This window comes from Tenacibaculum adriaticum (assembly GCF_008124875.1).
GTDB classification, from domain to species: domain Bacteria; phylum Bacteroidota; class Bacteroidia; order Flavobacteriales; family Flavobacteriaceae; genus Polaribacter; species Polaribacter adriaticus.
In genome coordinates this window covers 58,544-79,085 of the sequence record NZ_VNIA01000001.1, presented here as the reverse complement: position 1 = coordinate 79,085, position 20,542 = coordinate 58,544, and the positions used below count along the sequence as shown (strand labels likewise).

At 31.8% G+C, this 20,542-nt stretch carries 21 protein-coding genes, 1 tRNA gene and 1 riboswitch; of the genes, 2 read left to right on the top strand and 20 right to left on the bottom strand.

Translation table 11 applies throughout. The features are described 5' to 3' along the window. The gene (locus C7447_RS00430) at positions 1-1,143 is read right to left on the bottom strand and encodes a pyridoxal phosphate-dependent aminotransferase (RefSeq protein ID WP_148868211.1); all 1,143 of its coding nucleotides are present in this window, start codon (positions 1,141-1,143) and stop codon (positions 1-3) included. Continuing rightward, positions 1,140-1,964: a prephenate dehydratase gene (locus C7447_RS00425; protein WP_394343748.1), complete on the bottom strand. Its 825-nt coding sequence runs from the start codon at positions 1,962-1,964 to the stop codon at positions 1,140-1,142. The genes C7447_RS00430 and C7447_RS00425 overlap by 4 nt, the downstream gene beginning before the upstream one ends. Before the next feature lie 295 nt (positions 1,965-2,259). On the opposite strand from C7447_RS00425, the gene C7447_RS00420 reads away from it, so the two are divergent. Both C7447_RS00420 and C7447_RS00415 read left to right on the top strand, forming a co-directional pair. Continuing rightward, positions 2,260-2,721 carry a hypothetical protein gene (locus C7447_RS00420; protein ID WP_148868209.1) on the top strand — a complete coding sequence of 154 codons (462 nt, stop codon included), beginning with the start codon at positions 2,260-2,262 and terminating at the stop codon, positions 2,719-2,721. Between the two features lie 2 nt (positions 2,722-2,723). Beyond that, the gene (locus C7447_RS00415) at positions 2,724-3,050 is read left to right on the top strand and encodes a hypothetical protein (protein ID WP_246142996.1); all 327 of its coding nucleotides are present in this window, start codon (positions 2,724-2,726) and stop codon (positions 3,048-3,050) included. A gap of 54 nt (positions 3,051-3,104) precedes the next feature. Here C7447_RS00415 and C7447_RS00410 read toward each other — a convergent pair. From C7447_RS00410 to C7447_RS00325, 18 genes are all read right to left on the bottom strand, one after another. Beyond that, positions 3,105-3,178 (bottom strand) — tRNA-Asp (locus C7447_RS00410). Between the two features lie 65 nt (positions 3,179-3,243). Further along, positions 3,244-4,170 (bottom strand): DUF58 domain-containing protein, encoded by a 927-nt coding sequence (locus C7447_RS00405; protein ID WP_148868208.1) that lies wholly within the window; start codon positions 4,168-4,170, stop codon positions 3,244-3,246. A 66-nt stretch (positions 4,171-4,236) separates the two neighbouring features. Continuing rightward, a complete protein-coding gene (gene trxA / locus C7447_RS00400) occupies positions 4,237-4,554 on the bottom strand; it encodes a thioredoxin (protein ID WP_148868207.1) in 318 nt (105 codons plus the stop codon). A gap of 155 nt (positions 4,555-4,709) precedes the next feature. Further along, positions 4,710-5,666 (bottom strand): methylenetetrahydrofolate reductase [NAD(P)H], encoded by a 957-nt coding sequence (metF, locus tag C7447_RS00395; RefSeq protein ID WP_148868206.1) that lies wholly within the window; start codon positions 5,664-5,666, stop codon positions 4,710-4,712. 163 nt (positions 5,667-5,829) lie between these two features. Beyond that, on the bottom strand, positions 5,830-8,484 hold the full coding sequence (gene metH / locus C7447_RS00390; protein WP_394343747.1) for a methionine synthase: 2,655 nt from the start codon (positions 8,482-8,484) through the stop codon (positions 5,830-5,832). A gap of 13 nt (positions 8,485-8,497) precedes the next feature. Continuing rightward, positions 8,498-9,508, bottom strand: a complete 1,011-nt coding sequence (locus C7447_RS00385; RefSeq protein WP_148868204.1) for a homocysteine S-methyltransferase family protein — start codon at positions 9,506-9,508, stop codon at positions 8,498-8,500. Between the two features lie 50 nt (positions 9,509-9,558). Beyond that, a riboswitch (SAM riboswitch) is annotated at positions 9,559-9,663 on the bottom strand. Between the two features lie 60 nt (positions 9,664-9,723). Beyond that, positions 9,724-10,611, bottom strand: coding sequence for a cysteine synthase CysM (gene cysM / locus C7447_RS00380; protein ID WP_148868203.1), 888 nt, complete (start codon positions 10,609-10,611; stop codon positions 9,724-9,726). 130 nt (positions 10,612-10,741) lie between these two features. Further along, a complete protein-coding gene (locus tag C7447_RS00375; protein WP_148868202.1) occupies positions 10,742-11,797 on the bottom strand; it encodes an NAD(P)/FAD-dependent oxidoreductase in 1,056 nt (351 codons plus the stop codon). A gap of 2 nt (positions 11,798-11,799) precedes the next feature. Beyond that, the gene (locus tag C7447_RS00370) at positions 11,800-12,387 is read right to left on the bottom strand and encodes a precorrin-2 dehydrogenase/sirohydrochlorin ferrochelatase family protein (protein ID WP_148868201.1); all 588 of its coding nucleotides are present in this window, start codon (positions 12,385-12,387) and stop codon (positions 11,800-11,802) included. 1 nt (position 12,388) lies between these two features. Beyond that, positions 12,389-13,156: a uroporphyrinogen-III C-methyltransferase gene (gene cobA / locus C7447_RS00365; RefSeq protein WP_148868200.1), complete on the bottom strand. Its 768-nt coding sequence runs from the start codon at positions 13,154-13,156 to the stop codon at positions 12,389-12,391. A gap of 8 nt (positions 13,157-13,164) precedes the next feature. After that, a complete protein-coding gene (locus tag C7447_RS00360) occupies positions 13,165-15,267 on the bottom strand; it encodes a nitrite/sulfite reductase (RefSeq protein WP_148868199.1) in 2,103 nt (700 codons plus the stop codon). A gap of 35 nt (positions 15,268-15,302) precedes the next feature. Beyond that, positions 15,303-15,650 carry a 4Fe-4S binding protein gene (locus C7447_RS00355; RefSeq protein WP_148868198.1) on the bottom strand — a complete coding sequence of 116 codons (348 nt, stop codon included), beginning with the start codon at positions 15,648-15,650 and terminating at the stop codon, positions 15,303-15,305. An 8-nt stretch (positions 15,651-15,658) separates the two neighbouring features. Further along, positions 15,659-16,906 carry a sulfate adenylyltransferase subunit 1 gene (locus tag C7447_RS00350; RefSeq protein WP_148868197.1) on the bottom strand — a complete coding sequence of 416 codons (1,248 nt, stop codon included), beginning with the start codon at positions 16,904-16,906 and terminating at the stop codon, positions 15,659-15,661. A 91-nt stretch (positions 16,907-16,997) separates the two neighbouring features. Beyond that, entirely contained in the window at positions 16,998-17,903 is a 906-nt protein-coding gene (gene cysD, locus C7447_RS00345; RefSeq protein ID WP_148868196.1) for a sulfate adenylyltransferase subunit CysD, read from the bottom strand. Positions 17,904-17,914: 11 nt separating this feature from the next. Beyond that, the gene (locus C7447_RS00340) at positions 17,915-18,538 is read right to left on the bottom strand and encodes a phosphoadenosine phosphosulfate reductase domain-containing protein (RefSeq protein WP_211354882.1); all 624 of its coding nucleotides are present in this window, start codon (positions 18,536-18,538) and stop codon (positions 17,915-17,917) included. Further along, positions 18,535-18,789, bottom strand: coding sequence for a DUF2061 domain-containing protein (locus C7447_RS00335; RefSeq protein ID WP_148868195.1), 255 nt, complete (start codon positions 18,787-18,789; stop codon positions 18,535-18,537). Before C7447_RS00335 ends, C7447_RS00340 begins: the two co-directional genes overlap by 4 nt. Before the next feature lie 118 nt (positions 18,790-18,907). After that, positions 18,908-19,315 (bottom strand): RrF2 family transcriptional regulator, encoded by a 408-nt coding sequence (locus C7447_RS00330; RefSeq protein ID WP_148868194.1) that lies wholly within the window; start codon positions 19,313-19,315, stop codon positions 18,908-18,910. A gap of 28 nt (positions 19,316-19,343) precedes the next feature. Continuing rightward, the gene (locus tag C7447_RS00325) at positions 19,344-20,510 is read right to left on the bottom strand and encodes an O-succinylhomoserine sulfhydrylase (protein WP_148868193.1); all 1,167 of its coding nucleotides are present in this window, start codon (positions 20,508-20,510) and stop codon (positions 19,344-19,346) included. Positions 20,511-20,542 lie beyond the last annotated feature (32 nt).

The following is a 20,542-nucleotide window of genomic DNA, read 5'->3' as shown; positions in this document are numbered from 1 at the left end:
TTAAAACCTATTAATTGCTTCGGTTATTTTTTCTTCAGAAACACATAACGAAAATCGAACATACCCATCTCCTTTTGTTCCGAAAATTGTTCCTGGAGCGATAAAAATATCTTTCCCATATAACAAATCATCTACAACTCTTTCGGCTTCTTTTCCTTCGGGCAGTTTTGCCCAAACAAACATTCCTGAATTATTTTTATTGAAGGTACAATCTAATTTTTCTGCAAGTTTCCAGATGAGTTCTCTTCTTTTTTGATAGACTTCATTCTGATTTTTAATCCATTCTGCTGAAGTTTTCAAGGCTTCAATCGCACCTTTTTGAATTCCGTAAAACATACCAGAATCCATTTGTGTTTTTACTTTTAATATTTGGTTGATGAATTCTTGATTTCCTAAGAGTATTCCCACACGCCAACCTGCCATGTTAAAGGTTTTACTTAATGAATTCAACTCGATGGCGATATCTTTTGCCCCATCTACGCTTAAAATACTTTGTGGATTATCATTTAAAACAAAACTATAGGGATTGTCGTTTACAATCAAAATATTATGTTTCTTCCCGAAAGTAATCAATTTCTCAAAAGTTTCTTTCGAAGCTTTTGCCCCTGTAGGCATATGTGGATAGTTTACCCACATCAATTTTACTTTTGTAAGATCTAATTTTTCTAATGCTGAAAAATCAGGTTGATAATTATTTTTTTCAGTTAAATCGTAAAAAATAGGAGTTGCTCCCACTAATTTGGTTACAGAGGTGTATGTTGGATATCCGGGATTTGGAATTAAGACTTCATCTCCTTCATTTAAAATTGTTAATGAAATATGTAAAATTCCTTCTTTGCTTCCCATTAAAGGAAGTATTTCTGAATCTGGATTTACTGAAACCGAAAATTTATCTGAGTAAAAATTAGCAACCGCTTCTCTGAACTCGGGTAAACCTTGGTAACTTTGATATTTATGGGTGTTTGTGTCAGTTAAGCTCCCTTTTAAAACTTCAATTACTGAAGTAGGAGGAAGTAAATCAGGACTTCCAATTCCCATGTTAATTATAGGTTTTCCTTCAGAAATTAACTGACGTACCTCACGTAATTTCCTTGAAAAATAGTATTCCTCTACGGTTTGTAATCGGTTAGCAAATTGTATCATATACGTCCGTTTTTATATTCTCCTAATATTTTAAAATCCTCTGCCATAATTTGCATAATCGATTTTGCCTTGTCATAATTATCATATGCATCAAAAGTAACATCCACAAAAAACGAATATTTCCATGGAGTTTCTATTCTTGGTAATGATTGAATTTTTGTTAGATTTAATTTACAATCACTTAAAACGTTTAAAACAGCTGCTAAACTTCCCCGTTTATGATCTAATTCAAATTTTAAAGAGGCTTTGTTAATTTCTTCCTTAGAAATAACTGAATTTGATGTTTGTACAATTACAAAGCGGGTAGCGTTATTTTGAATGGTTTGTATGTCTGCGGCTAAAATTTCTAAATCAAAAATTTCTGCAGCTTGTTTACTAGCTAAAGCTGCAATTCCTTTTAATTGATTTTTTTGAATTCTTTCAGCAACCTCCGCTGTATCTTTATCTTCAATCAATTTTATATGCGGATATTGTTTAAAGTAATTTTTACACTGCAGCAATGCCATTGGATGCGAATACACTTCAGTAATGTTTTCAATTTTTTGACCTTTTAAAGCCATAAAGTTCATACTGATTTTTAAATAATGTTCACCTATAATATGTAGGTTATTAGAGTCAATTAAAGCATAATTTGGAATGATAGAGCCAGCTATGGAGTTTTCTAAAGCCATTACACCAATCTCACTTTTACGCGTTAATAAACTATCTACCAAGGCATCGAAAGACATGCATTTGTCGAGAGTAAAGTTGTGTTTGAAAAAAGTATTAGCAACAATATGGTGATTACTTCCTTCAACTCCTTGAATGGCTATTATTTTCATTATTATATAAAAAAAAAGCCTCGAATTATCGAGACTTTATATTAATAGTTTAGTATTTTAATTTACCTAACGTATACAAAGTCTCCGCTCTTATTGTAAAAATAAAAGTAAAAATAAAAACCTTGCCAAACGTTTTGTAACATCATTGTAATAATTGTTGAAAAGCAAATCTAAACATTAAATTGAAATAAACAAATATTATGCAGTTGATTTTTACGTGTCAATTTAATAATATGTTTAATTCTTCTAATAATAGAATTTTATTTAAATTTAACTAATTTAATAGTAGTTAGTTATGAGATTTTTAAAATCAATTTTTTTAGTTTTTTCAATTTCTGTAATTCTTTTAGGATGTAACGCTCTTAAGACTGCTGTTTTTGATCAGTATTCTTATCAGAAATCTATAGAAATCAAAATTGAAGCTTTAAAGTTAATGGAAAAAGCAACCGAACAGTATCAGCAATATTCAAATGAAGTGGACGAATTGGAATTGGAAATTGAAAAGATAGTAGCGTATGAAAAGTATAAGCCGAATAATGAGGTAACCTACAAAATGTGGTTGTTGCTTTCTGATAAAGATAAAAATTTACTAGCAGGTTTTTTTAAACGATGGAAAGAGAAAGAAAAATTGAGTTCTTATTTTATTGAAGAAGCAAAAAAAATTAATGAAGAGGCGATGGACTTGTTAATTCAATATGAAGCAAAAAAAGAACCTGAATTTAAAGCTAGATTACTTGATATAATTTCAAAAAATTAAACATGATAGATTTTGAAAAAATACTCAAAGAATTAAAAAACGTTCTTTTAACTCTTTTTAAAGAGAAATATTCGGAGTTTAAAAGCGAATCTGTGAAGGATATTGATGAGATTTTGAAACAATCTAGAGATCGATTAGAACGATGGACACTTTTGTTAGCAGAAGGAAAATTAACTTTAGAAGATTTTGAGTGGTTATTAAACGCGCAAAAAGATTTACTTCATATGAAAGCGTTGCATAAGGTAGGTGTGTCTAAAATAAGTTTAGGTCATTTTAAGAATAAAGTGATTAAAACAATTTTCGACGTAATTAAAGGGTTTGTATTTTAAATAATTTAGGTCGTAAAAAAGAAAAAAGCTTCTCAAATTTTGAGAAGCTTTTTGCGGTCTGGACGGGACTCGAACCCGCGACCCCATGCGTGACAGGCATGTATTCTAACCAGCTGAACTACCAGACCGTTGCTCTAAGCGGATGCAAATATATGAGCCTTTTTTCTTTCTGCAAAACTTTTTTTAAAAAAAATTATAAATTTTTTCTCCTACTTACAAGGTAGGTTGTTAAAACTTCATTGAATCCTTTATGAATATCTACAGGTATATAATCAATCTTATATTGTAAGCATTTGTTTTTTAGTTCTTTGAAATATTCAGAGACTAAGTTTGTGTATTTTTCTTGAATTGTAGCGGTGTATAAATTAATTTCTTCTCCAGTTTCTACATCAACAAATTTTTTAGGGGTATTGTCAAAATCAAAATTAAATTCATACTTTCCATCATAAGTATGAAAAAGAACAACTTCATGTTTATTGTATTTTAAATGGCGTAGCGCATCAAATAATTCTTCTTGATTTTTAGAGGTTTGAAACATATCTGTAAATAGAAAAATTAACGACCTACGATGAATTTTCTCAGCTATTTCATGTAAATACTGATATGTTTCTGTAGATGAGCTTGTGGGAGAGGATAATAAGCTTTCTAATTGACTAATCAGTAATTTTCTATGTCGTTCACTTCCTTTTTCGGGAGCATAATACTCATATGTATCGGAATAGACACTTAAACCAACCGCGTCACGCTGTCGTTTTAAAATTTCTATTAATGATGCAGATGCCACGGCTGAAAAACCAATTTTATTTAGAGTGTTGATTGATTGTGTTTTAACAATAGGGTAGTGCATCGATGCAGAATTATCAATAATAATATGACATCTTAAATTGGTTTCTTCTTCGTATTTTTTGGTGTAAAGTTTTTCTGTTTTGGCAAATAATTTCCAATCTATATGGCGTGTACTTTCACCTTTGTTGTATAGTTTGTGTTCAGAAAACTCAACAGAAAAACCATGAAATGGACTCTTATGCATTCCGGTAATAAAACCTTCAACAACTTGTTTTGCAAGTATGTCAAGATTTTTAATTTCCGAGGCAGAATTAAGATTACTAAGATCAACCATAGATATCGAAAATAAAAAAAGGTTTGGCTATTGCCAAACCTTTTTTAGGATTACAAGCTTTTTTTATTATAAAGCTGCATCTAATTTTTCTGTGTAAGATTTTTTGGGAGCTGCACCCACTTGTTTAGCAATAACTTCTCCATTTTTAAATAATAAAACAGTAGGAATGTTTCTTACACCATATTTTGCTGCAAATTCTTGGTTAGCATCTACGTCAACTTTTCCAACGATTGCTTTACCTTCGTATTCTTTACCAATTTCATCAACGATTGGTCCAACCATTCTACAAGGACCACACCATGTTGCCCAAAAATCAACCAATACAGGTTTGTCTGATTTTAATACTAATTCTTCGAAAGACGCGTCTGTAATTTCTAATGCCATTTTATTTATGTTTTAATTTATAAATCACGTATTTAAGTCAACAAAAATAAACAAATATTTGACCAAACCAATTTTTATGAAATTTGTTTTAATTATTGTTCTATTGATTTAACTTATATTCTGCCAATATACGAATATAGATTAATCACTATAAATTAAAATACTTTTTTTATAATCTCTTTTATGTTACTACTCTTTCCCATACTATAGTAATGTAAAACAGGAATTCCTTTTTGTATTAATTCTTTACTTTGAGATATACACCATTCTATACCAACCTGCCTTACAGCTTTATTATCGTTACAAGAAACTACTTCTTTAATTAATTCATCTGGTAAGTCAACTTTAAAACGATGTGGAATTAAATTTAATTGGTTTTTGGTTGATAAAGGTTTTAAGCCAGGAATGATGGGAACAGTTATTCCTTCTTCCCTACATTTTTCCACAAAATCAAAATACTTCTGGTTGTCAAAAAACATTTGTGTAACAATATAATCGGCACCTTTTTTTATTTTCTTTTTTAAAAAATGGATGTCGCTATCTAAACTTGGCGCTTCCATATGTTTTTCAGGATATCCAGCAACGCCGATGCAAAAATCAGTTTTTGATGAATTTAATAAGGCATCATCTAAATACAATCCGTTGTTTAAATCTTGAATTTGATTTACCAAATCACTAGCATATTTATGTCCTTCTTTTTCTGCTTTAAAATACGTCTCACTTTTTACAGCATCACCTCTCAAAGCAACCACATTGTTAATTCCTAAAAAATCTAAATCGATTAAAAAGTTCTCAGTATCCTCTTTGGTAAAGCCACCACATAAAATATGCGGAACGGCATCTACTTGATATTTATTTTGAATTGCGGCACAAATCCCTACTGTTCCAGGTCGTTTTTTTACCACTTGTTTTTTTAACAAACCATTTTCTTGCTCTTTGTAGGTATATTCTTCTCTATGATATGTTACATCTATAAATGGAGGTTTAAACTCCATTAGTGGATCTAAATTATCAAAAACAGATTGAATGTGTTGTCCTTTTAATGGGGGTAAAATTTCAAAAGAAAACAAGGTGTTGCCGTTAGCTTTCTTTATATGTTCTGTTACTTTCATGTTTCTGAATCCTTATTAAAGGACTTTTTATTATTAATTATTTTTTTGGTGTTACCACAAGGCGCACGCTTTATATTATATTTTTTTAGTTACAGCTTTGTTAAAGTAATAGCTAAAAAAAGGGGTGCCAATGCAATCGCTAGCGCAACTACATTTTATTAAGTTAATTATCTGTAATATTGGGATGCAACCATTTACGTGCTTTATCTAAAGAAATATTTTTTCTTTTAGCAAAATTTTCCACTTGATCATCCATTATTTTTCCTAATCCAAAATACTTAGCTTGTTCATTGGCAAAATAATACCCAGAAACAGCAGCAGCGGGCCACATTGCTAAACTTTCGGTAAGTGTAACACCAATAGATTCTTTTACGTTTAACAATTGCCAAATAGTCTCTTTTTCTAAATGATCTGGGCACGCAGGATATCCAGGAGCAGGACGAATACCTTTATAATTTTCTTTAATTAAATCTTCATTTGTTAGGTTTTCATTTATTGCATAGCCCCAATGTTTAGTTCTTATTCTGTGATGTAAATATTCAGCAAAGGCTTCTGCAAAACGGTCTGCTAAAGCTTGTGCCATAATTGCATTATAATCGTCTTCTTGTGCTTTATATCTATTTGCTAACTCGTCAGCACCAAAAATTGCTGTACAAAAAGCTCCCATATAATCAGTTCTGTTAGTTGTTTTCGGAGCAATAAAGTCTGCTAAGGCAAAACTTGGTTTATCATCACGCTTTTTTAATTGCTGACGAAGGGTTCTAAAAATTGTAATTTCTTTTCCTTTTTTCTGAATAGAGATATCATCATCGTTTATTGTGTTTGCTTCAAATAAGCCAAAAATTCCTTTCGGTTTTAGTAATTGTTTCGTGACTATTTCTTGGAGCATTATTTGAGCATCTTCATATAAGCTTGTAGCTTGTTCACCCACAAGTTCATCTGTTAAAATATCGGGAAATTTTCCGTGTAAATCCCAAGAACGAAAAAATGGAGACCAGTCTATATATGGAATTAATTCTTTTAAACTTATTTGTTGTAAAGTTTGTATTCCTAGTTCTTTCGGTTTTTTGATGGTTGATGTTTTCCAATCTATTTTAAACTTGCGTTTACGAGCTTCTTCAATAGAAATATAGGTTTTGGTTTTTCCTCTTTTTAAAAACTTCTCCCGAAATTCTTCATAGTTTTTTTTTAAGTTGGCTACATATTCGTTTTTTGTGTTCTCGTTTAATAAGTCGCCAACGACTGTTACTGCTCTTGAAGCATCATTTACATGAACTACTGCATTTTTATATTGAGTATCTATTTTAACTGCGGTGTGGGCTTTAGAAGTTGTTGCGCCACCAATTAGCAACGGAACTTCAAAATTTTGGCGCTCCATTTCTTTGGCTAAATAAACCATTTCATCTAAAGAAGGAGTTATCAATCCACTTAAACCAATGGCATCAACATTTTCTCTTTTTGCAGCTTCTATAATTTTTTCTGGAGGAACCATTACGCCTAGATCGACAATTTGATAATTGTTACATCCTAATACGACCGAGACAATGTTTTTACCAATATCATGTACATCTCCTTTTACAGTTGCCATTAAAATTTTCCCTAATGCTTTTTGTTTTTCTCCTTTTTCGGCTTCAATAAAAGGGTTTAAGTATCCAACGGCTTTTTTCATTACACGAGCAGATTTTACCACTTGAGGTAAAAACATTTTACCAGCACCAAATAAATCTCCAACTACATTCATTCCAGTCATTAAATGTCCTTCAATAACATGTAAAGGTCTTGCTACACTTAACCGAGCTTCTTCAGAATCTTCTATAATAAAAGTATCTATTCCTTTTACTAATGCGTGTGTAATTCTTTCTTGTAAAGGTAAACTACGCCATTCTAAATTTTTTGTAGAATCATTCTTTTTAATTCCTTTTACTGTTTCTGCAAAATCTAATAAACGTTCGGTTGCGTCGTCTCGTCTATCAAGAATTACATCTTCTATATGCTCTAATAAATCTTTCGGAATATCATCGTATACTTCTAACATTGTTGGATTTACAATTCCGATATTCATACCTGCTTGTATCGCGTAAAATAGAAATACAGAATGCATTGCTTCTCGAACCGTATTGTTTCCTCTAAATGAAAAAGAAACATTACTTACACCTCCGCTAACACTTGCATTTTGCAAGTTTTGACGCACCCAACGTGTTGCTTCTATAAAATCGATCGCATTTTTTCGATGCTCTTCCATTCCTGTAGCTACAGGGAAGATATTTAAATCGAAAATAATGTCTTCAGAAGGAAAGCCTACTTTATCTACTAATATTTTATAAGATCGTTCTGCTATTTCAATTCTTCTTTGATAATTATCAGCTTGTCCTATCTCATCAAAAGCCATTACTATTACTGCAGCACCATACCTTTTAATTTGTGTAGCTTCCCAAATAAATTTTTCTTCTCCCTCTTTTAAACTGATTGAATTTACAACACATTTACCTTGTACAACTTGTAAACCTGCTTCAATAATTTCCCATTTAGAGCTATCAATCATAATAGGAACACGACAAATATCGGGTTCGGCAGCAATTAGGTTTAGAAAACGAACCATGGCTTCTTTCCCGTCAATTAAACCATCATCCATATTAATGTCGATAATTTGAGCACCTCCATCTACTTGGTGACGAGCAATAGCTAAAGCTTCATCAAATTGTTCTTCTTTTATTAATCGTAAAAATTTGCGAGAACCAGCAACATTTGTGCGTTCACCAACATTAATAAAATTACTTTCGGGAGTAATTATTAATGGCTCTAAGCCAGATAATTTCATATATTTTATACACTCACTCTCCATATACAGCTTCTTTTATTTTTCTGGGTTCATATTTAGTTGCTAATTCTGCAATGGCCGTAATGTGTTTTGGTGTTGTACCGCAACAACCTCCTATAATATTGATAAGACCTTTTTTTAAATATTCTTCTATTTGTATAGACATTTCATTAGGGGTTTCATCATATTCACCAAAGGCGTTAGGTAACCCAGCATTAGGATGTGCTGAGATAGCGAAATTTGTTTTAGAGGCAATAGCTTCTAAATGAGGTTGCATTAAGTTTGCTCCTAAAGCACAGTTAAAGCCGACAGATAATAACGGAATATGGGAAATTGAAATTAAAAAAGCTTCTGCTGTTTGTCCTGATAATGTTCTTCCAGAGGCATCTGTTATAGTTCCAGAGACCATTACAGGAACATCAATATTTCGTTCCGTTTTTACTTCTTCTATAGCAAATAAAGCAGCTTTAGCATTTAAGGTGTCAAACACGGTTTCTACTAATAAAATATCTGAACCTCCATCTAGTAAAGCTTCTGCTTGTTGTTTGTAAGCTATACGAAGTTCGTTAAAAGTTACAGCTCTATAGCCTGGGTCATTTACATCTGGAGACATGCTTGCAGTTCGATTAGTAGGCCCTATAGATCCTGCAACAAAACGCGGTTTATGAGGTTCTTTAATTGTGAATTCATCTGCGACTTCTTTGGCGATTTTAGCTGATTGATAATTGAGTTCGTAGACCAAATCTTCCATTTGGTAATCTGCCATAGCGATTGTAGTCCCAGAAAAAGTATTGGTTTCTACAATATCTGCTCCTGCGGCGAAGTATTTTCGATGTACTTCTTTTACTGCTTCTGGCTGTGTAATTGATAATAAATCGTTGTTTCCTTTTAAAGAACTGGGGTGTTCTTTAAATCGCTTGCCGCGAAAATCTTCTTCAGTAAAATTATATTGCTGAAGCATGGTTCCCATAGCCCCATCGAGTACGAGAATTCGTTTTTGTATTTCTGAATAAATATTTGACATCCTGATATATAAATAATAGTGTTATCAGGAAAAGAGAAGTAAAATTCTTTCCGTTATCTCTCTGCAAATGCAGTAGAATTTAGCACCTTCTTTGTTTTTACAAAGGGTTGCTAAGGTTTCAAAGGGTCTAATCCCTCCACCTTTCTTGATAACATCAATAAATTAATGAACTAATTTGGTTACAAATTAACGAACTTTTTTTTTGATTTAATAATTTAATTAAAAATATCTGAAGATAAATAACGGTCTCCTCGATCGCAAATAATAGCAACTACAACTCCTTCGTCTATAGAGCTAGCTATTTTGAGAGCAGAGGCAACTGCACCACCACTACTTATACCAGAAAAAATACCTTCCTGTTGTGCTAACTTTAATGTCATTGTTTTTGCTTCTTCTTCATTAACTTCTAATATCATATCTATTTTTTCAGGTTTGAATATAGCGGGTAAATATTCTTTTGGCCATTTCCTTATACCAGGTATTTTAGCTCCATCTTTGGGCTGTACACCAATTATTTTAATATTTTTATTTTGTTCTTTTAGGTAGCTGGATACTCCTGTAATAGTGCCTGTGGTTCCCATAGCAGAAACAAAATGAGTAATTTTTCCTTCGGTATCTTTCCAGATTTCCGGACCAGTTGTGGAATAATGTGCTTTTGGATTATCTAAATTATCAAACTGATTTAATCTAAAATATCCTTTTTTATATTTTAATTCAAGCGCATAATCAATAGCACCTTCCATTCCTATTGAAGCAGGAGTTAAAATGACTTCTGCACCATATGCCCTCATCGTTTTTACTCTTTCTATTGTTGCATTTTCAGGCATAACTAACACCATGTTAACACCTAATACTTTTGCCATTAAAGCAAGAGCTATACCTGTATTTCCACTTGTAGCTTCTACTAAAGTATCTCCTTTTTTAATGTTTTTTCTTTTAATTGCTTCAGAGATCATATAATATGCAGCTCTGTCTTTAACACTACCACCTGGGTTATTACCCTCTAATTTTAATAGTAAGTGAACATTTTTTTTATTGAAAATATTTGTAACTTCTACTAAAGGGGTATTACCTACAAAATCTGTTATTTTTTTTGTTATCATTTTTTTATTTTTAAAAAGAGATCTAATAAAAATATATACTTTTTCTAATTTATGTATAACTGTTGAATTAGCAAAGCGAAATAATAATGCTTTTCTTGGTAGCAATTACGAAAACCACACTCTTGTTCCATTATTCTATTGCTTTAACTACTGCTTTTGGTGCTTCCTTTCGTGTGCCATCAAAACCATCTACGCCACCTACTGTTGTATATTTCATTACATATTTTTTATCTGGGAAAATACGCTGAAACGCACTTTGACACATTAATGTTGCTTCATGGAAACCACATAAAATTAATTTTAATTTTCCAGGATATGTATTTACATCTCCTATGGCGTAGATTCCTGGAATGTTTGTTTGATAATCTAAAGCATTGTTCACTTTAATTGCATTTTTTTCAATTTCTAAACCCCAATCTCCAATGGGACCTAATTTTGGAGCTAATCCAAATAACGGTATAAAGTGATCTGTATCTATTATATATGGTTCCTTTCCCTTTTGTTCAACAACCACTCCAGTTACGTGGTCGTCTCCTAAAACACCTTTAACCTCAGCAGGTGTAATTAACTTTATTTTTCCTAAATTTTTTAATTCTTGAACTTTTTCTACAGAATCTAAAGCGCCACGAAATTCGTTTCTACGGTGAATTAAAGTAACTGATTTTGCAACATCTGTTAAGAAAATAGACCAATCTAATGCTGAATCACCTCCTCCAGCAATTACTACGTCTTTATCACGGTATAATTCTGGTTCTTTAATTATATACTCAACTCCTTTATCTTCAAAATTTGTAATATTTTGAATGGGGGGTTTTCTTGGTTCAAAACTACCTAAGCCTCCTGCAATAGCAATAATAGGAGCGTGGTGTTTGTTTCCTTTGTTAGTGGTTACAATAAAACTACCATCATCTTGTTTTTCAATAGTGTCTGCGCGTTCACCTAAGGTAAATCCTGGTTCAAATTGTTTAATTTGTTCTAGTAGATTTTTGGTTAGATCTCCTGCTAAAATTTCTGGATAAGCAGGGATATCATAAATGGGCTTTTTCGGGTAAATTTCTGAACATTGTCCACCAGGTTGAGGTAATGCATCAATTAAATGACAACGTAATTTTAATAATCCTGCTTCGAAAACGGTAAATAATCCAGTAGGTCCTGCACCTATAATTAATATATCTGTTTGTATCATTTTTACTTTTTTTTAGCCACTAAACTTTTGGTGAATTCATTTAGAGTTTCAACTTTTTGTTCAAAGTCGCCTTTAATTGTTTTTCTATATTCGTTTAAATTTTTAACTAAATCATCTATGTTTTCAGGGATAACTTCTTCAAAAAACTGACGTAATCTTTTAGCAGTTGTTGGAGATTTTCCATTGGTTGAGATGGCCAATTTTACATTTCCTTTGGTAACAATTCCTCCCATGTAAAAATCGCAGTAGGGTGGGTTATCTGCGACATTAACTAATTTACTTTGAGCCCTACAGTCTTTATAAACTTGAATATTAACGTTAGGGTTATCTGTAGTAGCAATAACGATATGTTTTCCATCAATGTATTTTTCGTTATAACCATCGGAAATTATATGAATATTTGATTTTTTGGCTAAAATCTCAGTTTTTTCCCTGTAAAAAGGAGAAACCATAGTTACATTAGCCTCTGGACTTGATTTTAGTAAAAAATGAAGCTTTTCTTCAGCAACAAATCCGCCACCAACAATCAAGATTTCTAAATTTTTAACTTTTAAAAAAACTGGATATAGGTTGTTTCTTTCTTCACTCATTTCAAACAACATCTTTGATCTCAACTTGTTGTTGAACGTTTAATAATTTTTGTCGATGATTTACTACACTTCCTAAAACAATAATTGCAGGATTGCTAAGATGGTTATCTTTTACCACTTTTTCAATGGTGTTTACTGTTCCAATTCCTATTTTTTCTTGCGGTGTAGTACCGTTTTGAATAATAGCTACAGGAAGTTTGTTTTTACCTTCTTGTTTAAAAAGATTAATTATTTCTGATAATTTTCCCATTCCCATTAAAATAACAACGGTAGCATTAGACTTAGCAGCGAGCTCTACATCACTTGATAATTGGTGCTGTTTTGTGGTGCCTGTAATAACCCAAAAACTTTCTGAGCTACCACGTTTTGTTAATGGTATATTTTGATATGCAGGAACAGCTAATGATGATGATATACCAGGAACCATTGCTACTTCTAATCCATTTTTTTGTGCATACTCCATCTCTTCAGCTCCACGACCAAAAATGAAAGGATCTCCTCCTTTTAAACGAACTACATGACCATGTGAAAAACCTCTAGCAACAATCAATTCATTAATTTGTTCTTGTTGATAACGGTAGCAACCTTTTCGTTTTCCTACAAAAATTAACTCAGTATTTTTACGAACATAGCTTAAAAGTTTAATGTTAACTAGGGCATCGTATAAAACAACGTCTGCTTGTTTTAATGTTTTTATAGCTTTTAAGGTGATTAATTCAATATCACCTGGGCCAGCACCTACTACTGTTAATTTTGGTTGCTTTTTCATTTTAATAATTATTTTTCTATTGTAGCTTTTCTATAAGCATCAATGGTTTTATAAAAATCCTTGGCCTCTTGTAAATATTTTTTTGCGAAGGTTTCTGTAGGCTCATTTTTATTAATTTGATACACAAAATCAGAAAATGAAACAGGTAAATCTATTTTTTTAGTAGCTACAAAAACAGTATCAAAATTGGTTATAATTCCAGCCTGTGTATTTGTTTTTTCTTCTTCAGCAGTTAATAGAGCTTTTGCTGTGTTAATTATTGCTGTATATGAAAAATAAATACTATTAGACCATTGCTTTTCATTGCAGGCTTCTGTAGCATTGTCTAATTTTTCTTCACTTTCAAATAATAATGTTGCGATTAAATCGATGACCACACCAGCACATTCTCCAACACCAATAGCTTTTATGTAGTTTTGATCATGTCCCCAATCAATAAAGTCATCTTCTTTTAAATTAGTAATGTCAGATAAATGTTTTAATAAATCGTAGAAATAGGTTTTTCCAAGTCTATCATAATAGTCTAAATAAGGTTCCTTTATTTTTTGATTTTTTTCAAAATCATTTAACAGAATTCTTAAAGCTTCTGGACCCTTTTTACTGGGTATTTTAATTAGTTTGTCAGAGAAACGACCTTTACCGTTACCTAGAATACCTCCACCAATTAATACTTGTAATGCAGGTGCTAGTAAATTACCTACTTTAATAGACATTCCTTGAAAGCCTATATGCGCCATATTATGTTGTCCACAAGCATTCATACAGCCGCTAATTTTAATGGTAATATCTTTATTGTTTGAATATTTTGGATACTCTGTTTTTAATACACGTTCTAATTCAGCCGCAATACCTGTACTACTCGAAATACCTAAATTACAAGTATCTGTTCCTGGACAAGCAGTAATGTCTGAGAGACTATTGTAACCTATCTCTGCAAAACCTAATTTTTGTAATTCGGTATAAAAAAAAGGTAAAAAAGCTTCTCTAACGTGACGGATTAATATGTTTTGGCGCAAAGTAAAACGCAATTCATTTGCGGCATATTTTTTTATTAAATCCGCTAATAAGCGTGCTTTATCTGTATAAAAATCTCCTAAATGAACTTTAATTCCTATAGCATATAAGCCTTCTTGTTTTTGTTTTATTACATTGGTTTCTTTCCATTCTTGGTATGCCTTTTGATTTAAAATAGTAACAGAAGGTATATCGTTAGTTTTAAAAACAGGTTCTTCTTCAAATTTTGAAGTGTCGATAGGATAAGACTGATAAGCAAGTGCTTTTCTTTCTGTTTCTATTAGTGTTAAAAACTCATTTACACCTAGATCTTTTACTAAAAATTTTAAACGTGCTTTAGCTCTTTTAGAACGCTCACCATAGCGATCAAATACGCGTAAAACTCCTTCAATAGTTGGTATTAATAAATCTGCTTCTAAAAATTCATAAATTACATCTGCATGACGAGGTTGAGAACCAAGACCTCCAGCTAATAACACTTTAAAGCCTTTAACCTCTTTTTTGTTTATTGTTTTAGTTTTAGCTATAAAACCTAAATCGTGCATAAAACTTAAGGCTGTATCATCATCCGTAGCAGAAAAAGACATTTTAAATTTTCTTCCCATTTCTTGGCAAATTGGGTTACGTAAGAAAAATTGAAAAGTAGCATGTGCATAAGGGGAAACGTCAAATGGTTCGTTGATGTCTATTCCAGCTGTTTCAGAAGCTGTTACGTTTCGTACAGCATTACCACAAGCTTCACGAAGGGTAATATCATCTTTCTCTAATTGTGCCCAAAGCTCAGGTGTTCTATCTAAACTTACATGATGAATTTGAATGTCTTGACGCGTCGTAATATGCAATCGCCCACGAGAGTATTCGTCAGAAACATTGGCTATTCTATGCAATTGCTCGCTACTAACTTTACCATAAGGTAATTTTATACGAATCATTTGCACTCCTAGTTGGCGTTGCCCATAAACACCTCTGGCCAAACGTAAACTTCTAAATCGTTCTTCATCAATTTTTCCTTCTTTAAATAATTGAATTTTACGTTCTAACTCAAGAATATCTTTTTCTACAATAGGGTTTTCTATTTCAGATCTAAAACTTTGCATAATTTTTTATGATTTACTTATAAAAAGCGTTACTCCTAATCGTGTAAAAATTGTTGCTTTGCTAACAATTCTTCTTCTGTTTCTACATGTGCTTCATCCGGAACACAACAATCTACAGGACATACTGCTGCACATTGTGGTTCTTCATGAAAACCTACACACTCGGTACATTTATCTGGAACAATAAAATAATATTCATCAGAAACGGGTTCTTGCTCTGAATTTGCATCTATTTTATTACCATTTAATAATTTTATATTACCAGTAAGAGAAGTTCCATCGCTATATTTCCAATCTTCAGCACCTTCATATATGGCTGTATTTGGGCATTCTGGCTCACAAGCCCCACAATTGATACATTCGTCTGTTATTATAATTGCCATTTTTGTTCCTATTTAATAAAACCAACACCCACTGTATTATTGGTTTTAGGATTGATTAAAATAAAAACTCCATTAGCTTTATTTTCTTGATATGAATCAATAAATAAAGGTTTACTTACTTTTAAAGAAACTTCTCCTATTTCATTTAATGATAATTGTTTAGGGGCTTCTTTTTTACCTGAAAAATCGGTTTCAATTAATGAGGATATATTTGTTATTTTCACTTGAGCGTCATTTACTCCGTGTTTTATGTAATATTTCTCTGAAGTTTGTAAAGGCAGTTTGTCCATCCAGCAAATGGTAGCCTCTAATTGTTTAACAACATTCGGTTCTTCTCCTGTTTTTACAATCATATCACCTCTACTTATATTTACATTATCTTGAAGAGTTATGCTGATTGAGCTTCCCTTTTTTGCTACTTGAAACTCATTATTAAAAAAATGAATATTTTTTATTGTTGATTTTGTTGCTGATGGTAATATTGTTACTTCGTCACCAACCGCTAAATCGCCACCATATAATTTACCAGCATACCCTCTGTAATCATGAAAATTGTCTGTTTTAGGTCTAATTACTGTTTGTATAGGGAAACGCGCTTGTGAGGGGCTTTCATTTTTTTCAGTATTTAAATTTTCTAGATATTTTAATAAACTTTCTCCTTTATACCAGTCCATTTTTTTCGAAGCCTTAACAACATTATCGCCATGTAATGCTGATAAAGGAATAAAAGTTAGGCTCTGGTTTTCATATCCACTTTTTTCAGATAAATATTCTATTTCACCTTTTATTTGGTTAAATTTTTCTTCTGAATAATTGGCCAAGTCCATTTTGTTAATGGCAATTACCACGTCTTTAACTCTAAGTAAATTATTGATAAAGAAATGGCGGTAGGTTTGTTCCACTACACCATTTCTAGCGTCTACAAGGATAATAGATACTTGAGAGTTTGAAGCACCGGTAACCATATTTCTTGTATACTCAATATGACCAGGGGTATCGGCAATAATAAAACTGGTTTTGGGTGTTGAAAAATAAATATGGGCAACATCTATCGTAATTCCTTGCTCTCTTTCAGCTACTAAACCATCGGTTGCTAATGAAAAATCTAAGTAATCAAATCCACGTTGTTTACTTTTTTCTTCAATTGCCTGTAATTTATCTTCCGTTAATGATTTAGTATCATATAAAATACGTCCTATTAAAGTACTCTTTCCGTCGTCTACGCTTCCTGCAGTTGCTATTTTTAGTACGTTCATTTTTTTATATTTTATGCTTTAGGCTGTAAGTGTTATAATCTCCATTATGTATTTAATCTCTTACAGCTTTTTTAGCTTTATTGTTTTGTTATTAAAAGTATCCTTGTTGCTTACGTTTTTCCATTGCAGCTTCAGAACGTTTGTCATCTATTCTAGCACCTCTTTCAGAAATTGAGGATTCTCTAATTTCATCAACCACGGTATTTATGTCTATGGCATCCGATAAAACTGCTGCGGTGCAGCTCATATCACCAACGGTTCTAAAACGTACCATGCGTTCATGGACCTCTTCTTTATCATCTCTATACACAACATCATCATTTGCGGACCAAATAAGTCCATCTCTTAAAAAAGTGGCTCTTTTATGAGCAAAATATATTGATGGAATTTCAATATTTTCTTGTTGAATATATGACCAGACATCTAACTCTGTCCAGTTGGATATTGGAAAAACACGAATGTTTTGTCCTAAATCAATTCTACCATTTAACATGTCAAATAATTCTGGACGTTGGTTTTTTTCATCCCATTGGCCGAAATCATCTCTTACAGAAAAAATTCGTTCTTTTGCTCTTGCTTTTTCTTCATCTCTACGAGCACCACCTATACAAGCATCAAAACCAAATTCTTCTATAGCATCAAGTAAGGTTTCTGTTTGTAACATATTTCTGCTAGCATACTTTCCTTTTTCTTCTTTTACTTTACCAGCGTCTATGTTGTCTTGTACATTTCGTACTATTAATTCTACACCTAGTTCTTTTGCCAAACGATCTCTAAATTCAATCGTTTCAGGAAAATTGTGCCCTGTATCGATATGTAATAAAGGAAAGGGAATTTTTGCAGGGTAAAATGCTTTTTGAGCTAATCTGACCAGTGTTATACTATCTTTTCCTCCAGAAAAAAGTAATACTGGTTTTTCAAATTGTGCAACTACCTCTCTTATTATATATATGGCTTCACTTTCTAAGGCTCCTACTTTTATTGTTCTTGTACTCATTTTTATGTTTCTTAAATGTGTAAACCACATTCTCTATTACTTTCTACTTTTGTTGGGTCGAAGTATTTAAATTCATTTGGAAGATTATGCTCTTCTAAATATTCATCTAACTGCTTATCTGACCAGTTGTAAAATGGACTAATTTTTAAAACTCCATCTTTACTTTTTGAAATAACATCAATGCTATCTCTAAAAGCAGTTTGTCCTTTTCTTAAATTGGTAAACCATACATTAGGATTATGAATTTTCATTGCTCTTTTAAAAGGTTCTAATTTTACTTGTTCTGTAAAAACTGTATGATTAGGGTCATTTATACTTGGTAATCCTAAAGTTGTATTTCTATGAGCTACCGTTTGTTTTGGAACATATAACTGAATATTTAAATTTAAATCTTTAATTAATTCTTCAGCATGTTTATAGGTTTGTGGTGTATTATAACCTGTGTCGCACCAAATTACTTCAACATCTTTTTTTTGACACGTTACTAAATGTAAAATAGCACTCTCATAAGGTCTAAAGTTTGTTGTAATAATTTGTTTTCCTCCAACGGAAAAAGCCCATTCTACAATTTCTTGTGGTGCTTTATTCTTTAATTGTTTATTTACTTCTTTTAAATTAATATGCTCTAAATTCATTTTTTACCCCATTTTATGTTATTCCACATTCTTTCATGAAAAAAATACAATACCATTTTTGTTACCAATTCAATGGCTCCTATTGAAAAAGCAGTTATTATTTCTCCTGTAATTATCCATGAAATCAAAACAGTATCTATTGTTCCAACTACTCTCCAACTTATTGATTTGGCTATGCTCCTAATTGGTTTTTCTGAATGTTTATCTTCGTGATAATTAACTTTGTTTTCTGTAATTTGTTCTACAATCATTAATTAAATCTATTATCCTATCGGAATACTAGGTTTTAAGCAACAAATATAAAAACCCTTTATTGAATTCAAAGAAAAAAATGAATTAAAAAAATAATTTTAATATTGATGGCTTTATTTAAACTAAGTCAGCAAGTGTATTGTTGTGCAAAACTTTTAAAGTATTATCTCTAACTTGAATCATTAGTTTGTGAACTGAACAAGCCTCTTCATCGGGACAATCATCACATTTTTCATAATAATTTAGGCTAACACATGGAAGCATGGCTATAGGACCCTCTAAGGTTCTAATAATTTCTGTCATTTTAATATCTTTTGCTTCCTTTAATAAATAATATCCGCCTCCTTTGCCTTTTTTAGCTCCTAAAAAACCCGCTTTACGTAAGGTAAGTAATATACTTTCTAAAAATTTATGTGAAATATTTTCACTTTCTGATATAGTGGCAATTTGCACTTTAACTCCTTTTTCTTGTCTAGCAATAAAAGTAAGTGATTTAATACCGTATTTTGTTCTCTTAGAAAGCATATTACAAAAATACACTTTTATTTATTTTCTATTTATTCAATGCTTGGTTTAAATCGTTTATAATATCTTCTATGTTTTCTAATCCTATAGAGCATCTAACTAATCCGTCGGTTATTCCAACTTCTAACCTATCTTCTTTACTTAATTTACTATGCGTAGTAGATGCTGGATGTGTAACAATCGTTCGAGTATCTCCCAAATTTGCAGAGAGAGAACACATTTTTATGGCATCTAAAAATTTACGACCTACATTTATTCCTCCTTTAATTTCAAAAGCAACAATATTACCACCTAAACGCATTTGCTTTTTTGCAATTTTAAATTGTGGATGTGATTTTAAAAAAGGATATTTCACCAAATTTACTTGCGGATGTTTTTCTAAAAACTGAGCCACTTTTAATGCGTTTTCACAATGTTTTTCTACCCGAATGGCTAATGTTTCTAGACTTTTTGATAAAACCCAAGCATTAAATGGAGACATTGCAGGTCCTGTATTTCTGGAGAACAAATAAATTTCTCTTATTAAATCTGATTTTCCTACGGTAACCCCTCCTAATACTCTTCCTTGTCCGTCGATTAATTTAGTTGCTGAGTGAATTACCAAGTCTGCTCCAAATTTTATTGGGTTTTGTAAATATGGAGTAGCGAAACAATTGTCTATTACCAATAATAAATTATGTTTTTTAGCAATGTTACCTAGTAATTCTAAATCTAAAATATCTACAGCAGGATTTGTAGGCGTTTCAGCATATAAAATTTTAGTATTTGGTTGAATCAAACTTTCTATACGTTGAGGTTCATTTATTTTAAAGTAACTGGTTTCTATATTCCATTTAGGTAAATATTTGGTAAATAAGCTATGGGTCGAGCCAAATACAGAACGACATGAAACAATATGATCACCTGCATTTAGTAATGCTCCAAAAGTTGAAAAAACTGCTGCCATACCAGTAGCAAAAGCATAACCAGCCTCGGCACCTTCCATAGCAACTATTTTATCTACAAATTCTGATGTGTTTGGGTTTGAAAATCTGCTGTATAAGTTTTTCTCTTTTTCTTCTGCAAAAGAAGCCCGCATATCTTCAGCATCGTCAAAAACAAAACTTGAGGTTAAATATAATGGTGTTGAATGTTCTGAAAATTGTGAACGTTCTGTTTGTGTTCGTATAGCTTGTGTTTCGAAATTTTTACTCATTGTTTATAGTTTAAGTCTTTGCTTTGTGCCAC

What these genes read in the sequence shown, in the direction of transcription:
- C7447_RS00425 (WP_394343748.1), bottom strand. Translation starts at nt 1,964, where the DNA reads ATGAAAATAATAGCCATTCAAGGAGTTGAAGGAAGTAATCACCATATT.
- cysD (WP_148868196.1), bottom strand. Translation starts at nt 17,903, where the DNA reads ATGAGTACAAGAACAATAAAAGTAGGAGCCTTAGAAAGTGAAGCCATA.
- trxA (WP_148868207.1), bottom strand. Translation starts at nt 4,554, where the DNA reads ATGGCATTAGAAATTACAGACGCGTCTTTCGAAGAATTAGTATTAAAA.
- C7447_RS00415 (WP_246142996.1), top strand. Translation starts at nt 2,724, where the DNA reads ATGATAGATTTTGAAAAAATACTCAAAGAATTAAAAAACGTTCTTTTA.
- cobA (WP_148868200.1), bottom strand. Translation starts at nt 13,156, where the DNA reads ATGAAAAAGCAACCAAAATTAACAGTAGTAGGTGCTGGCCCAGGTGAT.
- C7447_RS00375 (WP_148868202.1), bottom strand. Translation starts at nt 11,797, where the DNA reads ATGATACAAACAGATATATTAATTATAGGTGCAGGACCTACTGGATTA.
- C7447_RS00420 (WP_148868209.1), top strand. Translation starts at nt 2,260, where the DNA reads ATGAGATTTTTAAAATCAATTTTTTTAGTTTTTTCAATTTCTGTAATT.
- C7447_RS00405 (WP_148868208.1), bottom strand. Translation starts at nt 4,170, where the DNA reads ATGGTTGATCTTAGTAATCTTAATTCTGCCTCGGAAATTAAAAATCTT.
- C7447_RS00430 (WP_148868211.1), bottom strand. Translation starts at nt 1,143, where the DNA reads ATGATACAATTTGCTAACCGATTACAAACCGTAGAGGAATACTATTTT.
- C7447_RS00385 (WP_148868204.1), bottom strand. Translation starts at nt 9,508, where the DNA reads ATGTCAAATATTTATTCAGAAATACAAAAACGAATTCTCGTACTCGAT.
- C7447_RS00370 (WP_148868201.1), bottom strand. Translation starts at nt 12,387, where the DNA reads ATGAGTGAAGAAAGAAACAACCTATATCCAGTTTTTTTAAAAGTTAAA.
- C7447_RS00325 (WP_148868193.1), bottom strand. Translation starts at nt 20,510, where the DNA reads ATGAGTAAAAATTTCGAAACACAAGCTATACGAACACAAACAGAACGT.
- C7447_RS00350 (WP_148868197.1), bottom strand. Translation starts at nt 16,906, where the DNA reads ATGAACGTACTAAAAATAGCAACTGCAGGAAGCGTAGACGACGGAAAG.
- cysM (WP_148868203.1), bottom strand. Translation starts at nt 10,611, where the DNA reads ATGATAACAAAAAAAATAACAGATTTTGTAGGTAATACCCCTTTAGTA.
- C7447_RS00330 (WP_148868194.1), bottom strand. Translation starts at nt 19,315, where the DNA reads ATGCTTTCTAAGAGAACAAAATACGGTATTAAATCACTTACTTTTATT.
- C7447_RS00340 (WP_211354882.1), bottom strand. Translation starts at nt 18,538, where the DNA reads ATGAATTTAGAGCATATTAATTTAAAAGAAGTAAATAAACAATTAAAG.
- C7447_RS00355 (WP_148868198.1), bottom strand. Translation starts at nt 15,650, where the DNA reads ATGGCAATTATAATAACAGACGAATGTATCAATTGTGGGGCTTGTGAG.
- C7447_RS00335 (WP_148868195.1), bottom strand. Translation starts at nt 18,789, where the DNA reads ATGATTGTAGAACAAATTACAGAAAACAAAGTTAATTATCACGAAGAT.
- metH (WP_394343747.1), bottom strand. Translation starts at nt 8,484, where the DNA reads ATGAAATTATCTGGCTTAGAGCCATTAATAATTACTCCCGAAAGTAAT.
- metF (WP_148868206.1), bottom strand. Translation starts at nt 5,666, where the DNA reads ATGAAAGTAACAGAACATATAAAGAAAGCTAACGGCAACACCTTGTTT.
- C7447_RS00360 (WP_148868199.1), bottom strand. Translation starts at nt 15,267, where the DNA reads ATGCAAAGTTTTAGATCTGAAATAGAAAACCCTATTGTAGAAAAAGAT.